The organism is Pseudomonas sp. AS2.8, from assembly GCF_014190935.1.
In the GTDB taxonomy this organism is placed as follows: domain Bacteria; phylum Pseudomonadota; class Gammaproteobacteria; order Pseudomonadales; family Pseudomonadaceae; genus Chryseomonas.
In genome coordinates this window covers 343,409-357,759 of sequence record NZ_JACHVV010000005.1, presented here as the reverse complement: position 1 = coordinate 357,759, position 14,351 = coordinate 343,409, and the positions used below count along the sequence as shown (strand labels likewise).

11 protein-coding genes and 1 riboswitch are annotated in these 14,351 nt (G+C 66.4%); of the genes, 1 reads left to right on the top strand and 10 read right to left on the bottom strand.

Annotated elements, in window-relative coordinates; all coding sequences use genetic code 11:
- Nucleotides 1–106 precede the first annotated feature (106 nt).
- Nucleotides 107–943 carry a methylenetetrahydrofolate reductase [NAD(P)H] gene (gene metF, locus FHR73_RS20650; RefSeq protein WP_133861534.1) on the bottom strand — a complete coding sequence of 279 codons (837 nt, stop codon included), beginning with the start codon at nucleotides 941–943 and terminating at the stop codon, nucleotides 107–109.
- A gap of 52 nt (nucleotides 944–995) precedes the next feature.
- Nucleotides 996–2,402 (bottom strand): adenosylhomocysteinase, encoded by a 1,407-nt coding sequence (ahcY, locus tag FHR73_RS20645; RefSeq protein WP_183633764.1) that lies wholly within the window; start codon nucleotides 2,400–2,402, stop codon nucleotides 996–998.
- A gap of 22 nt (nucleotides 2,403–2,424) precedes the next feature.
- Nucleotides 2,425–2,567: riboswitch (S-adenosyl-L-homocysteine riboswitch) on the bottom strand.
- Nucleotides 2,568–2,718: 151 nt separating this feature from the next.
- Here ahcY and FHR73_RS20640 point away from each other — a divergent pair.
- Nucleotides 2,719–3,114, top strand: a complete 396-nt coding sequence (locus tag FHR73_RS20640; protein ID WP_064309293.1) for an acyl-CoA thioesterase — start codon at nucleotides 2,719–2,721, stop codon at nucleotides 3,112–3,114.
- On the opposite strand, the gene FHR73_RS20635 is transcribed toward FHR73_RS20640, so the two are convergent.
- The 8 genes from FHR73_RS20635 to accC form a co-directional block, all read right to left on the bottom strand.
- On the bottom strand, nucleotides 3,098–5,872 hold the full coding sequence (locus FHR73_RS20635) for a hybrid sensor histidine kinase/response regulator (RefSeq protein ID WP_183633763.1): 2,775 nt from the start codon (nucleotides 5,870–5,872) through the stop codon (nucleotides 3,098–3,100). The two genes, FHR73_RS20640 and FHR73_RS20635, sit on opposite strands and share 17 nt — an antisense overlap.
- A 94-nt stretch (nucleotides 5,873–5,966) precedes the next feature.
- Nucleotides 5,967–7,250 (bottom strand): phosphoribosylamine--glycine ligase, encoded by a 1,284-nt coding sequence (gene purD / locus FHR73_RS20630; RefSeq protein ID WP_183633762.1) that lies wholly within the window; start codon nucleotides 7,248–7,250, stop codon nucleotides 5,967–5,969.
- A gap of 85 nt (nucleotides 7,251–7,335) precedes the next feature.
- Nucleotides 7,336–8,928 carry a bifunctional phosphoribosylaminoimidazolecarboxamide formyltransferase/IMP cyclohydrolase gene (gene purH, locus FHR73_RS20625; protein WP_183633761.1) on the bottom strand — a complete coding sequence of 531 codons (1,593 nt, stop codon included), beginning with the start codon at nucleotides 8,926–8,928 and terminating at the stop codon, nucleotides 7,336–7,338.
- Nucleotides 8,929–8,994: 66 nt separating this feature from the next.
- Nucleotides 8,995–9,312, bottom strand: coding sequence for a DNA-binding transcriptional regulator Fis (gene fis, locus FHR73_RS20620; RefSeq protein ID WP_026083845.1), 318 nt, complete (start codon nucleotides 9,310–9,312; stop codon nucleotides 8,995–8,997).
- Nucleotides 9,309–10,301, bottom strand: a complete 993-nt coding sequence (dusB, locus tag FHR73_RS20615; protein ID WP_183633760.1) for a tRNA dihydrouridine synthase DusB — start codon at nucleotides 10,299–10,301, stop codon at nucleotides 9,309–9,311. Before dusB ends, fis begins: the two co-directional genes overlap by 4 nt.
- Nucleotides 10,302–10,456: 155 nt before the next feature.
- Entirely contained in the window at nucleotides 10,457–11,920 is a 1,464-nt protein-coding gene (locus FHR73_RS20610; protein WP_183633758.1) for a DUF3426 domain-containing protein, read from the bottom strand.
- Between the two features lie 109 nt (nucleotides 11,921–12,029).
- Nucleotides 12,030–12,905 carry a 50S ribosomal protein L11 methyltransferase gene (prmA, locus tag FHR73_RS20605; protein ID WP_183633756.1) on the bottom strand — a complete coding sequence of 292 codons (876 nt, stop codon included), beginning with the start codon at nucleotides 12,903–12,905 and terminating at the stop codon, nucleotides 12,030–12,032.
- Nucleotides 12,906–12,999: 94 nt separating this feature from the next.
- Complete coding sequence (accC, locus tag FHR73_RS20600; protein WP_183633755.1) at nucleotides 13,000–14,346, bottom strand: acetyl-CoA carboxylase biotin carboxylase subunit; 1,347 nt, start codon at nucleotides 14,344–14,346, stop codon at nucleotides 13,000–13,002.
- Nucleotides 14,347–14,351: the final 5 nt, after the last annotated feature.

Genomic DNA, 14,351 nt, shown 5'->3' with positions numbered 1-14,351 from the left:
GACGTCTCGCCCACCCTCGTCATCCTGCGCTGGATGACGAGTCGGACGATGACCGGTAGCGGTAGTCACGATTGGGTAAAGTCGCCGCCAGTTCGCCTGGCCGACTTCAAAAACCGAGGTTTCGCCAGATGGCGATACACGGCTCCGCTTGGTTCAGGGTATAGAAGTGCACACCGGGTGCCCCACCTTCGAGCAGTCGCTCGCAGAGGTCGGTCATGACTTCTTCGCCAAAGGCCTGGATGCTCTGGGTGTCGTCACCGTAGGCTTCCAGTTGCTTCCGCAGCCAGCGTGGCAGTTCAGCGCCACAGGCATCGGAGAAGCGCGCCAACTTGCTGTAGTTGGTGATCGGCATGATGCCAGGGATCACTGGGGCTTCGACTCCCAGTTTGCGGACACGTTCCACAAAATGGAAGTAGCAATCGGCGTTGAAGAAGTACTGGGTGACCGCGCGGTCAGCACCGGCCTGCATCTTGTACACGAAATTGCGCACGTCGTCCGTAAAGCTGCGCGCCTGCGGATGGGTTTCCGGATAGGCGGCGACTTCGATATGGAAGTGATCGCCGGTTTCCTCGCGGATGAAGGCGACCAGATCGCTGGCATGGCGCAATTCGCCACCGCCGGACAGACCCATGCCGGACGGCAGGTCGCCACGCAGGGCGACGATGCGGTTGATGCCGGCTTCCCGGTACTGCTGCAGCAACTCGCGCAGCTTGGCCTTGCTGTCACCGACGCACGACAGGTGCGGCGCGGTCGGCACCCCGACCTCGTCGTTGAGCTGGCGCACGGTGCGATAGGTGCCGTCGCGGGTCGAGCCGCCGGCGCCATAGGTGCAGGAAAAGAACTCCGGCCCATGACTCGCCAGTTGCCGCGCGGTGGCGATCAGCTTCTCGTGGCCCGCTTCGGTCTTGCAGGGAAAGAATTCGAAACTCAGACTGGGTTTCACGTCGTCTCTCTCGTCGGCGGCCACCCGCTCCGGGGAGCGGGTGGCCTGGCCATCAGTAGCGGTAGCTGTCGGGCTTGAAGGGGCCTTCCTGGGTCACGCCGATGTACTTGGCCTGAGCTTCGGTCAGGCGGGTCACCACGCCACCGAAGCCCTTCACCATTTCCAGGGCCACTTCCTCGTCGAGCTTCTTGGGCAGGACCATGACGGTGACGTTGGCGGTCTTCTCGGCGACCGGCAGGTCGGCGAACTTCTCCTGGTACAGGTGGATCTGCGCCAGCACCTGGTTGGCGAAGGAGCCGTCCATGATGCGGCTGGGGTGGCCAGTGGCGTTGCCCAGGTTCACCAGGCGGCCTTCGGCCAGCAGGATCAGGTAGTCGTCGTTGGCCGAATCGACGGTCAGGCCGGTGCGGTGGATCTTGTGCACCTGCGGCTTCACCTCTTCCCAGCCCCAGTGCTTGCGCATGAAGGCGGTGTCGATCTCGTTGTCGAAGTGACCGATGTTGCACACCAGGGCACGCTTCTTCAGCGCCTTGAGCATGTTGGCGTCACAGACGTTGACGTTGCCGGTGGTGGTGACGATCAGGTCGATCTTGCCCAGCAGGGCGCGATCCACCGAGGCTTCGGTGCCGTCGTTCAGGCCGTCGACATAGGGCGAGACCAGCTCGTAGCCGTCCATGCAGGCCTGCATGGCGCAGATCGGGTCGACTTCCGAGACCTTGACGATCATGCCTTCCTGACGCAGCGAGGCGGCCGAGCCCTTGCCCACGTCGCCGTAGCCGATCACCAGCGCCTGCTTGCCGGACAGCAGGTGGTCGGTGGCGCGCTTGATGGCGTCGTTGAGGCTGTGGCGGCAGCCGTACTTGTTGTCGTTCTTGCTCTTGGTGACCGAGTCGTTGACGTTGATCGCCGGGACCTTGAGGGTGCCGTCCTTGAGCATGTCCAGCAGGCGGTGCACGCCGGTGGTGGTCTCTTCGGTGATGCCGTGCACGCGCTCCAGCACCTGCGGATACTTGTCGTGCAGGATCTGGGTCAGGTCACCGCCGTCGTCCAGCACCATGTTGGCGTCCCAGGGCTGGCCGTCCTTGAGGATGGTCTGCTCGATGCACCACTCGTATTCGGCTTCGGTCTCGCCCTTCCAGGCGAACACCGGGATGCCGGCGGCGGCGATGGCGGCCGCGGCCTGGTCCTGGGTGGAGAAGATGTTGCAGCTGGACCAGCGCACTTCGGCGCCCAGGGCTACCAGGGTCTCGATGAGCACGGCGGTCTGGATGGTCATGTGGATGCAGCCGAGGATCTTGGCACCGGCCAGGGGTTGCTCGCCGGCATACTTGCCACGCAGGGCCATGAGGGCGGGCATTTCCGATTCGGCGATGATGACTTCGCGACGACCCCAGTCGGCCAGGGAGATGTCGGCGACCTTGAAATCGTTGAAAGCGGCAGGCGTGAGGACAGCGCTCATTGAAGAGTCTCCATTCGTTAGGTGCGAATGGGCGCCGTTGATGCGTTCTGATAACGCTCCGTTCGAGCCTGACAACGTCTGACGTCATGCCGGCCGTGATGCCCGCGCCAGCGGCGGGTCGGCTAGGATGGGATAACGCAGCGTGCTGCAGCGCCCCTCGAACGGAAGGCGGGGCGGCCTGGTGGCCGCGATGCGCGGGCAGTATAACGAGGATCGCGATAAACCCAAAGGGTGGCGCTCTGCCTCATGTCGACCGGAATCTACCGCGCGCACCCTGATCTGATGCCCCAACCCCCTGGAAATTCAAGGAGCCCTGATGAACTTCCATACCCGCAAGTGGGTGAAACCCGAAGACCTCAACGCCAATGGCACCCTGTTCGGCGGCAGTCTGCTGAAATGGATCGACGAAGAGGCGGCGATCTACGCCATCGTGCAGCTGGAAAATCCCAAGGTGGTGACCAAATACATCTCGGAGATCAATTTCATCAGCGCCTCGCGTCAGGGCGACATCATCGAGCTGGGCATCACCGCCACCGAGTTCGGGCGTACCTCCATCACCCTGAGATGCGAGGTGCGCAACAAGATCACCCGCAAGAGCATCCTCACCATCGACAAGATCGTCTTCGTCAATCTCGACGAGGAAGGCAATCCGGTGCCCCACGGCAAGACCCGGATCACCTACGTCGAGGACAGGTTCAAGGAGTCGCCTTGAGTCCGGCGCGGGTCACGTCCAGGCGCCGCCGTTCGGCCCAGTAGAGCAGCAGTTCGCGCAGTTGCGAGAGTTCGATCGGCTTGCCCATGTGGCCGTCCATGCCGGCTTCCTGGGCGCGATCCTTGTGCTCGGCGAGGATATGCGCGGTGAGGGCCACCACCGGGGTGCGCGAACGATGATTCTGCTGCTCCCAGGCGCGTAGCCGGCGGGTGGCGCCGAAGCCGTCCAGCAGGGGCATCTCGCAATCCATCAGGATGAGGTCATAGGTGTTCTGCTGGAGCTTTTCGAAGGCCTCCAGGCCATTGCTCACGGTATCGGGTTCGACGCCGAGCTTTTTCAGCATGCCGCGGATCACCTTGACCGAGATGCTGTTGTCCTCGGCCACCAGCACGCGGAAGTCGCCGGGAATGCCGCTGGGCTGTTCCTGGGGCTCGGGTTCGCTGACCCGCTGGCCGCGGCGCGACAGTTCGTCGGCCAGGGTGGCCCTGAGGGTATAGCCGGCCACCGGCTTGGCCAGTACCCGCTTGATGCCGGCGTTGCGGGCGATCACCTTGCTCGGCGCATTGCTCAGCCCGGTGAGCATGATCAGCAGCAGATCGTGGTTGAGATTCTCGTCTTCGTTGATGCGCGCGGCGAGCTGCATGCCGGTCATGCCCGGCATCTGCTGATCGAGCAGCACCACGTCGAAGTATTCCCGCAGGTGCGACTGGGTGCGCAGCAGGGCCAGGGCCTCGCGCCCGGAGGCAGCGGTGACCGCCTGCATGCCCCAGGCGCTGCACTGCTGCTGCAGGACCTTGCGGCAGAGCTCGTTGTCATCGACCACCAGCACCCGCACGTCCTGCAGCGGATAGTCGCTGTCGCCGCGCGACAGCACCAGCGCCTGGGCCGGGATGGGCAGGCTGATCCAGAAGCTGGAACCGCCCTCGGCGTTGTTCTGGATGCCGAAGTCGCCCTGCATCAGCAGCACCAGCTGGCGGGCGATGATCAGGCCGAAATCCAGGCTGTCGGTGTCGCTGGCGAGGAAGTCGCGGCGGTCGAGGTGGGTGGACAGCAGCTGGCGACTCAGCGCCGCATCCAGCGGGGTGCCGCTGTCCTGCACCGAGATGCGCAGGCGTGGCGGCTGGCCGGTGGCCTCTTCCAGGGAGATCACCAGCAGGATCTCGCCTTCCTCGGTGCGCTGGAAGGCGTTTTCCAGCAGGTTGAGCAGGATCTGGCGCAGGCGGGTCGGATCGCCGATGAAACGGCGGGGCACCTGGGGCTGGATGAAACTGAGCAGTTCGACCCGGTGCTCCTCGGCGCGCGGCCGGAAGATGTCCAGGCAGTCGTCGAGCAGGGCATTGAGGTCGAAGGTGACCTCCTCGAGTTCGATCTGGCCGCTTTCCAGGCGGGTGATGTCGATGATCTCGTTGATCAGATTGAGCAGCTCGGCGCCGGCGCTGTGGATGGTCTGCACATAGTCGCGCTGCTTGGCCGACAGCGCCGTGCCCTGCAGCAATTCCGTCATGCCCAGCACGCCGTTCATGGGAGTGCGGATCTCGTGACTGATGCGCGAGAGAAATTCGGCCTTGCCCTTGAGCTCCGCATGGTCGGCGGCCCTGTCGCGGGTGCGGGTGAAATGTTCTTCGCGCAGATAGCGACGCCGCTCCTCCAGCGCCAGGGTCAGCAGGATGCCGCTGAGCATGCAGCTGGCGATCAGGCCGCGGCCCATCCACACCGGCGGATTGGCGTAGCCGGCCAGGATCGGCAGCGCGATCAGCCCGGCCAGGGCCAGCAGGGCGCAACTCATCACCAGCAGCCGCGCATAGCGGGCGCCCTGGTGCCAGCGCTCCAGGGCGATGACCAGGCAGGCGAACAGCGCCAGGCCATTGACCGCCATCAGCCAGTCGCCGACATAGAATTCGCCGGCGGCGATGCGCGCCACGGCGGCCAGGCCGACCAGGGCCAGCAGGCCCCGCAGCGTGCGGCGGACCCAGAGCGGCAGCCGCCGCCAGCCAAAGAAGCCGCCCACGAAATTCAGTCCGGCGGCGCTGCAGGCCAGCACCGACAGATCGGTCAGCAGCGGCGTCTGGCTCTTGAAGGTGCCCAGGAAGAACTTGCTCAGTCCGAAGATGTTCAGGGCCACGCAGACCAGCATCACCAGCAGCAGGGTGAGGGCGCTGGTGGCGCGACTGCGGTGGTAGAGCAGCTGGGCGCCGTTGTACAGCGCCAGCATGGCCAGGCAGCCGAGCAGCACGCCGAACATCACCAGGCGATGGGTGATCTCGGCTTCGGCACTGCTGCTCAGGGTCAGGGCGATCCGCATCGGCTGGGGCGATTCGAATCTCAGGAAGAGGTCGAGCGGCTGATCGCTCTGCGGAATCGGAAAGACGAAGTCGCGACTGAGTTGCTGCGGATTGAGCAGCGGCCGCGACAGGCCGTCGCGGATCTCGCTGAGCAACTGGTCGTCGCGATAGGCGAAGAAATCCAGATAGCCGACGTTGGGCGAAATGATGCGCAGCAGTCGCTGCTGGGTGTCGGGCTGGATGCGGGTGTGCAGCCAGAGCGCACCGGCACCGGCCGGGCGGTGGGCCCTGGCGGTGGTCAGCGGCTTGAAGGCGGACAGCCGATCGCGGACATCATCGAGCGAGAATTCGCCGGTGACGTCCTCGTACTGCGCCCAGACCGCATCCGGCGAATTCTCGGCCTGCACGGAATTGGCCACCAGCAGCAACAGCAGCCAGCTGACCACAAAGCCTATGGCGATCCAGAGCCGGTGCACGAGAGTTCCCTTCGCAAATGCGGACGTCGAGTATAGATCAGCCCGTCACGTCTGTTGACGTAACAGTGTAACAGGCCGATCCCTTAGGCGAGCTTCACTGTCGCTCGCGAGCGATGGCGCGGTAGCCGATGTCGCTGCGGTAGAAGCAGCCCTTCCAGGTGATTTCCCGGGCCAGCACATAGGCGTTCTGCTGGGCGGCGGAGACCGTTTCGCCCAGGGCCGTGGCACACAGTACCCGACCGCCGGCCGTGACGACCTGACCGTCGCGCAGGCTGGTGCCGGCGTGGAACACCTTGCCCGGCAGGGCTGCGGCGGCTTCGAGACCGGCGATGGCGTCACCCTTGGCGTAGTCGCCCGGATAGCCGCCGGCGGCCAGGACGATGCCCAGGCTCGGCCGCGGATCCCAGCAGGCTTCGATCTTGTCGAGGGCCTCGGCCAGGGCGGCTTCCACCAGCAATACCAGGCTGGATTGCAGGCGCAGCATCACCGGCTGGGTCTCGGGATCGCCGAATCGGCAGTTGAATTCGATGACCTTGGGCGCGCCACTCTGGTCGATCATCAGACCGGCATAGAGGAAGCCGGTGTAGACATTGCCTTCGCTGGCCATGCCGGCCACGGTCGGCTCGATGATCTCGCGCATGACCCGGTCATGGACTGCCGCGGTCACCACCGGCGCCGGGGAGTAGGCGCCCATGCCACCGGTGTTGGGACCGCTGTCGCCGTCGCCGACGCGCTTGTGGTCCTGGCTGGTGGCCATCGGCAGCACGTTCTTGCCATCGACCATGACGATGAAGCTGGCTTCCTCGCCATCGAGGAATTCCTCGATCACCACTCGCGCACCGGCATCGCCGAAGGCATTGCCGGAGAGCATGTCACGCACGGCGTCCTCGGCTTCGGCCAGGGTCATGGCGACGATTACGCCCTTGCCGGCGGCCAGGCCGTCGGCCTTGATCACGATGGGCGCACCCTGCTCGCGCAGATAGGCCAGGGCCGGCTCCACCTCGGTGAAGTTGGCGTAGGCGGCGGTGGGGATCTGGTGGCGCGCGAGGAAATCCTTGGTGAAGGCCTTGGAGCCTTCCAGCTGCGCAGCGCCGGCGGTGGGGCCGAAGCAGGGCAGGCCACGGCTGCGGAACAGGTCGACCACCCCGGCCACCAGCGGCGCCTCGGGGCCGACGATGGTCAGCTCGACGTTGGCGGCGGCGAAGTCTGCCAGTTGCTCCAGGGCCAGGACGTCGAGGGCGACGTTCTCGCACTTGGCTTCGGTGGCGGTGCCGGCGTTGCCGGGCGCGACGTAGACCTTGGTGACCCGGGTGTCCTGGGCGACCTTCCAGGCCAGGGCGTGTTCGCGACCGCCGCTGCCGATGATGAGTACGTTCATGAAGCTTTCCTCTGGGCGGACGCTGGGCACGTCCGCCACGCAAATGGGTCGACGGCGAAGGCTGCGGCCCTCGCCGTGGCGGGCCTTAGTGGCGGAAGTGGCGCATGCCGGTAAAGACCATGGCGATGCCGGCTTCGTCGGCGGCGGCGATCACCTCGGCGTCGCGCATGGAGCCGCCCGGCTGGATCACCGCGGTGATGCCGTTGGCCGCGGCGTTGTCGATGCCGTCGCGGAAGGGGAAGAAGGCGTCCGAGGCCATGACCGCGCCGGCCACGGCCAGGCCGGCGTGCTCGGCCTTGATGGCGGCGATGCGCGCCGAGTTGACGCGGCTCATCTGGCCGGCGCCGATGCCTACGGTCTGCTGCCCCTTGGCGTAGACGATGGCATTGGATTTGACGAACTTGGCCACCTTCCAGGCGAAGATCAGGTCTTGCAGCTCCTGCTCGCTGGGCGCGCGCTGGGTCACCACCTTGAGGTCGTCGGCGGTGATCATGGCGATGTCACGGCTCTGCACCAGCAGGCCACCGTTGACGCGCTTGAGGTCCAGGCCGGGCTTGCGCTCGGCGGGCCACTCGCCGCACTCCAGCAGGCGGACGTTGGCCTTGGCCGCGACGACTTCGCGGGCTTCGGCGCTGACGCGCGGGGCGATGATCACCTCGACGAACTGGCGCTCGACGATGGCGCGGGCGGTCTCGGCGTCCAGTTCGCGGTTGAAGGCGATGATGCCGCCGAAGGCCGACTCGCTGTCGGTGGCATAGGCCAGTTCATAGGCCTGGCGGATGTCGCCGGCGACGGCCACGCCGCAGGGATTGGCGTGCTTGACGATGACGCAGGCCGGTTCGTCGTAGCTCTTCACGGTTTCCAGGGCGGCATCGGTGTCGGCGACGTTGTTGAAGGACAGTTCCTTGCCCTGCAGCTGGGTGGCGGTGGCCACGCAGGCCTCGCTGGCGTGCTCGACATAGAAGGCCGCCTGCTGGTGCGGATTCTCGCCGTATCTCATGTCCTGCGCCTTGATGAACTGGGCGCTGAAGGTACGCGGGAAGGCGGCGCGGCCGGTGGTGGACAGGGTCTCGGCCTGCTGGTCGATGCTGCCCAGGTAGTTGGCGATCATGCCGTCGTAGGCGGCGGTGTGCTCGAAGGCCTTGAGCGCCAGGTCGAAGCGCTGGGCATAGGTCAGGCCACCGGCCTTGAGGTCGTCGAGGATGGCCGCGTAGTCGCTGGCATTGACCACGATGGCGACGTCCTTGTGGTTCTTCGCTGCGCTGCGGACCATGGTCGGGCCGCCGATGTCGATGTTCTCGATGGCGTCGGCCAGGCTGCAGCCGGGCTTGGCCACGGTGGCGGCGAAGGGGTAGAGGTTGACCGCGACCAGGTCGATCGGGCGGATGCCGTGCTCGCTCATCACCTCGTGGTCGACGCCGCGACGACCGAGGATGCCGCCGTGGATCTTCGGATGCAGGGTCTTGACGCGACCGTCCATCATCTCCGGGAAGCCGGTGTAGTCGGCGACTTCCACCGCCGGGATGCCTTCATCGCGCAGCAGCTTGTAGGTGCCGCCGGTGGACAGGATTTCCACGCCGATGGCCGCGAGTTCGCGGGCGAAGTCGACGACGCCCGTCTTGTCGGACACGCTGATCAGCGCACGGCGGACGGGGAGGCGAGAGGTCTGGTCGGTCATGGTCATGTCCATCAGGAGGAGAAAGACCGCCGGTCAAGCCCTCTGGGCCGCCGACGATGAGGCGGATCAGAGCAGGTCGTACTGCTTGAGCTTCTTGCGCAGGGTGCCGCGATTGAGCCCGAGCATCTCCGACGCCTTGGTCTGGTTGCCCTTGACGTAATTCATCACGCTTTCGAGCAGGGGTGCTTCCACTTCGCAGAGCACCATGTTGTAGACGTCGGTCACCGGCTGCCCATCGAGGTGGGCGAAATAGTTGCGCAGCGCCTTTTCCACGCTGTCGCGCAGCGTCTGACCCTCCTGCAGGGGAGCGGTCAGGTGCTGCTTGAGGTCGCCGTTGTCACTCACGGGCGCTGTTCCAGTCAAAGTCTCGGTCATCGAATTCATGCCACCTGCTTCCCGGTCGGGGGCTGCGCGAAGAACGCGCGGATGCTGGCGTGCTGGGCTTGGGTGTCTTGCAGTTGGTTGAACTGGGCGCGCGATTCCGCGGCGCCCGGCCGGTCGGCCAGGTACCAGCCGACGTGCTTGCGGGCGATGCGCACGCCCATTTCCGGGCCGTAGAAGGCATGCAGGGCGTCGAGGTGCTCCAGCAGGATGGCCTCCACCTCGGCATCATCGGGGGCCGCCAGGTGCTCGCCGGTCGCCAGGTAGTGGGCGATCTCGCGGAAGATCCAGGGTCGCCCCTGGGCGGCGCGGCCGATCAGCAGGCCGTCGCAGCCGGTGTGCTCGAGCACCCAGCGGGCCTTTTCCGGGTTGTCGATGTCGCCGTTGGCGAACACCGGGATAGCGACCGCCTGCTTGATGGCGGCGATGGTGTCGTACTCGGCGGCGCCGAGGAACCTGTCGTCCCGGGTGCGGCCATGCACGGCCAGCGCCTGGATGCCGGCGGCTTCGGCCAGCTGCGCGATGCGCAGGCCGTTGCGATTGTCGGGATTCCAGCCGGTGCGGATCTTCAGGGTCACGGGGACGTCCACGGCGGCGACCACCGCGGCGAGGATCTCGGCCACCAGGGCCTCGTCCTTCATCAGCGCGGAGCCGGCGGCCTTGTTGCAAACCTTTTTCGCCGGGCAGCCCATGTTGATGTCGATGATCTGGGCACCCAGTTCGACATTGCGCTGGGCCGCCTCGGCCAGCATCGCCGGATCGCCGCCGGCGATCTGCACCGAACGCGGTTCCTGCTCGCTGGCGTGGATCAGGCGCAGCCGCGACTTGCGGCTGTCGTAGAGCCGCACGTCGCTGGTCACCATTTCCGACACGGCCATGCCGGCGCCGAGTGCCAGGCACAGGCGCCGGAAGGGCAGGTCGGTGACCCCGGCCATGGGCGCGAGAATCAGCGGATTGGGCAAGGTATAAGGGCCGATGCGTACCATCGACATATCTTTTTCCCTGGCGAATAGGCGCCTGTTCCGCCTGCGCCGGAAACCGGCCGCGGACAGGGGCTGCTGTGCTTGAAAAGGGTTGGGAATGATACCCGCTCGCCGCCTCCGGATAAAGCGCGAGTTGGCTAGTTTATGAGCAATTCACCCTGGAGCTACTCCGGCGAGAAGAAGCTCAGACTGTAATTCACGGCTCGCGGACCGGGGTCGAGAATGTCCAGGGCGATGTGGATCGGCGTCTGCGGCGGCATCTCGTCCTGGCCTTTCAGTTCGCCGTTCAGGTATTCGCCCGGCTTGAAGCGGCGGCTGGCGAGCAGTTGGCCATTGAGGTCGGCGAAGCGCAATTCCAGCAGCGGAAAGGGCTGCGAGAAGGGTGCCCGGTTGTAGAGGATGGCATCGACGCGCAGCGCTCCGGAAAATTGCGGGTGGCTGCGCACCACCAGGTTGCTGCTGCGGATCTGCTGCACATCGACCTTGGACGGCACCTTGCAGCCGAGGCTGGCACAGGCCTGGACGAACAGCGGGCGATAGCTGTCCTGCCGCGCCAGTTCGTCGAAGTGATAATAGACGTACTGGCCGGCCAGGCCGAGCAGCGCCAGCAGGCAGAGCAGGATCCACAGCAGGCGGCGACCCCAGCGCGGGCGCTGCGGGTGACCGTCCAGCTGCAGCGGTTCGTCGTGCAGGTCCAGCAGCGGATCGTCCTGCCATTCCGGTTCGCTGCGCAGGCCGCTCGCGGCCTTGGCTGGCGGCGGCTCGTCGTCGCCGTCGCGATCGGCGCTGAGGGATTCGGCAACCGGCTCCTGCCAGTCGTCGAGGCGGCCCAGGCCGGGTTCGGCGCGCTCGTCTTCGTCGGCTTCAACGCGGCCGAGCGCGGGCTCCTGGCGTTCGACCGGCGCGGCGGTGAGGGGTGCGGGCGGCGTCGCCGGGGCAGGCTTCAGCGGGGCGCGCACGGCCGCGAGCGGAGCCGCTGGCGCTGCGGCAGGCAAGGGGCTGATGGCGGGCTCGGGCTCGGGCTCCGGCGCGAAGGCCGGCTCGGATTCGAGCTGCGGTTCCGGCTCGGCGGCGGTAAGGGATAGCGGCAGTGGCTCGGACTCCGGCTCCGCCTCGGGCTCGGCCTGCATTAGCAGCGACTCCGGCTCGGGTTCGCGCTCGGCGGATACGGCGCCAAGCGACGGCAGCTCGTAGGCTTCTTCGTCGTCCTGGGGGCGGCGGGCAGCCAGCCCCAGGGCCGGTGCCGGTTCTTCGCGCGGCGTGGGCACGGCAGGTAGTACAGCCTCGGCGGACGGTGTGGCCACGGCGGGAGGCGTCAGCGGGGCGACCGGCGCGCGGCGCTGTTCCTCCAGGGCGCCCAGGCGGGCGACCTCGGCGTCCAGCTCCAGGTGGCTCAGGTCCAGTTCGTCATGGGTCCAGGCCGCTTCGCTGGTCGTGGGTGCCGGCTCCGCTATGGGTGGCGTGGGCGCGGGTTCCGGTGCCGTCAGGGGCGCGGCCTGGTTGCTGGCGTTGAACACTTCCAGGCAGACGCCACAGCGTACGTCGCCGTCCGCGGCGGCCAGGTGTTCCTGGGTGACGCGGAAGCGGGTATGGCAATGCGGACACTGGGCGACGAGGGATTCGGTCATGGCGAGGCGACAGCCAGGGAGTGAAGCGCGCTAGTGTACCCGAAGGCCCTGGCGAAAGAAGGGCCTGCACCGGGCCGCCGGGTGAGCGGACCGGTGGCGCCCCGGCGGATCAGCGGCGGCGGGTCCCGCTGATGCGCACCCAGCCGTCGAGGGTGGCGGTGGGTTCCAGGTCGAAGCAGCCGGCGTAGGCGGCGCGGACGTCCTCGGCCTGCTCGGAGAGGATGCCGGAGAGGGCCAGGCGACCGCCGATGCGGGTCAGGCGGGTGATCTGCTCGGCCAGGCCGACCAGCGGACCGGCGAGGATGTTGGCCACCACCACGTCGGCCGGTTCGCCTGGCAGATCGGCGGGCAGGTACAGCGGAAAGCGTGCCGGGTCGATGCCGTTGCGGTTGGCGTTTTCCCGCGAGGCTTCCAGGGCCTGGACATCGATGTCGGTGCCCACGGCGCGCTCGGCGCCCAGCAGCAGGGCGGCGATGGCGAGGATGCCCGAGCCGCAGCCGAAATCCAGCACCTGCAGGCCCTGGACCGGTTCGCCGTCCAGCCACTGCAGGCACAGCGAGGTGGTGGGATGGGTGCCGGTGCCAAAGGCCAGGCCCGGATCCAGCAGCAGATTGACCGCTGCGGGTTCCGGGGCCTCGTGCCAGCTGGGGACGATCCACAGCCGCTGGCCGAAGCGCATGGGCTGGAAGTTGTCCATCCAGCTGCGTTCCCACTCCTGGTCTTCCAGGCGCTCCACCTCGTAGGTCAGGCCGTTGGCCAGCAGCTGCACGCGCTGTTCCAGGGCCGCGGCGTCGGTATCGCCTTCGAACAGCGCCAGCAGGTGGGTCTGGGACCACAGCGGGGTGGTGCCGAGATCCGGCTCGAAGATCGGCTGGTCCTCGGCGTCCATGAAGGTCACCGAGACCGCGCCCAGTTCGAGCATGAGGTCTTCGTAGGTTTCCGCCTGGGCGGGAGTGAGGGCGAGGCGGACTTGCAGCCAGGACATGATGGGCTACCTGAATCGGGTCAAAGCGGGGAGGGTAAATGAAAACGGGCTGCCCGAGGGCAGCCCGTTCGCTGAATCAGAGATCGTCATGCACTCAATGGCGCATGCCGAGCTTCTTCTCCAGATAGTGAATGTTCACCGCGCCCTGGCCGAAGGCCTGGTCACGGGTCAGCATCCGGTGCAGATCGGCGTTGGTCTTGATGCCGTCGACGATCAGCTCGTCCAGGGCGTTGCGCATCCGGGCCATGGCCTCGTCGCGGGTCTTGCCCCAGGTGATCAGCTTGGCGATCAGCGAATCGTAGTTCGGCGGAACCTTGTAGCCGCTGTACAGGTGCGAATCCACCCGCACGCCGTTGCCGCCCGGTGCATGGTAGTGCTTGACCAGGCCCGGGGAGGGCATGAAGGTCTTGGGGTCTTCGGCGTTGATCCGGCACTCGATGGCGTGACCGGTGATCTTGATGTCTTCCTGCTTGATCGACAGCGGGTTGCCAGCGGCGATGCTGAGCATCTCCTTGACGATGTCGACACCGGTGATCATCTCGGTCACCGGATGCTCCACCTGCACGCGGGTGTTCATCTCGATGAAATAGAAGCGACCGTCTTCGTAGAGGAACTCGAAGGTGCCGGCGCCACGGTAGCCGATGTCGACGCAGGCCTTGACGCAGCGCGCCAGGACTTCTTCACGGGCCTTCTCGTCGATCTGGGGCGCAGGCGCCTCCTCGATGACCTTCTGGTGGCGACGCTGCAGCGAGCAGTCGCGGTCATAGAGGTGCACGGCGTTGCCCTGGCCATCGGAGAGCACCTGGACTTCCACGTGACGCGGATTGCCGAGGAACTTCTCCATGTAGACCATGGAGTTGCCAAAGGCGGCGCCGGCTTCGGTCTGGGTCAGCTTGATCGACTTGATCAGCTCGGCCTCGTCCTCGACCACGCGCATGCCGCGACCACCACCGCCACCGGCGGCCTTGATGATCACCGGATAGCCGACTTCGCGGCCAATGCGCAGGCACTCGGCCTCGTCATCTGGCAGGGCGCCGTCGGAGCCCGGCACGGTGGGCACGCCGGCCTGCTTCATGGCGTTCTTGGCGGACACCTTGTCGCCCATCAGGCGAATCACGTCGGCGGTAGGGCCGACGAAGGCGAAACCGGACTGCTCCACCTGCTCGGCGAAGTCGGCGTTCTCGGCGAGAAAGCCGTAGCCGGGGTGGATGGCGGTGGCGCCGGTGACTTCCGCGGCACTGATGATGGCCGGGATGTTCAGGTAGGACAGGGGCGAGGGGGCCGGGCCGATGCACACCGATTCGTCGGCGAGGGACAGATGCATCAGTTCGCGGTCGGCGGTGGAATGAACCGCCACCGTCTTGATGCCCAGCTCCTTGCAGGCACGCACCACGCGCAGGGCGATTTCCCCGCGGTTGGCGATCAGGACTTTTTCCAGCATCGTGG

Coding starts and splice junctions, on each gene's coding strand:
- purD (WP_183633762.1), bottom strand. CDS start 7,250: ATGAACGTACTCATCATCGGCAGCGGCGGTCGCGAACACGCCCTGGCC.
- accC (WP_183633755.1), bottom strand. CDS start 14,346: ATGCTGGAAAAAGTCCTGATCGCCAACCGCGGGGAAATCGCCCTGCGC.
- ahcY (WP_183633764.1), bottom strand. CDS start 2,402: ATGAGCGCTGTCCTCACGCCTGCCGCTTTCAACGATTTCAAGGTCGCC.
- purH (WP_183633761.1), bottom strand. CDS start 8,928: ATGACCGACCAGACCTCTCGCCTCCCCGTCCGCCGTGCGCTGATCAGC.
- prmA (WP_183633756.1), bottom strand. CDS start 12,905: ATGTCCTGGCTGCAAGTCCGCCTCGCCCTCACTCCCGCCCAGGCGGAA.
- fis (WP_026083845.1), bottom strand. CDS start 9,312: ATGAATTCGATGACCGAGACTTTGACTGGAACAGCGCCCGTGAGTGAC.
- dusB (WP_183633760.1), bottom strand. CDS start 10,301: ATGTCGATGGTACGCATCGGCCCTTATACCTTGCCCAATCCGCTGATT.
- FHR73_RS20610 (WP_183633758.1), bottom strand. CDS start 11,920: ATGACCGAATCCCTCGTCGCCCAGTGTCCGCATTGCCATACCCGCTTC.
- FHR73_RS20640 (WP_064309293.1), top strand. CDS start 2,719: ATGAACTTCCATACCCGCAAGTGGGTGAAACCCGAAGACCTCAACGCC.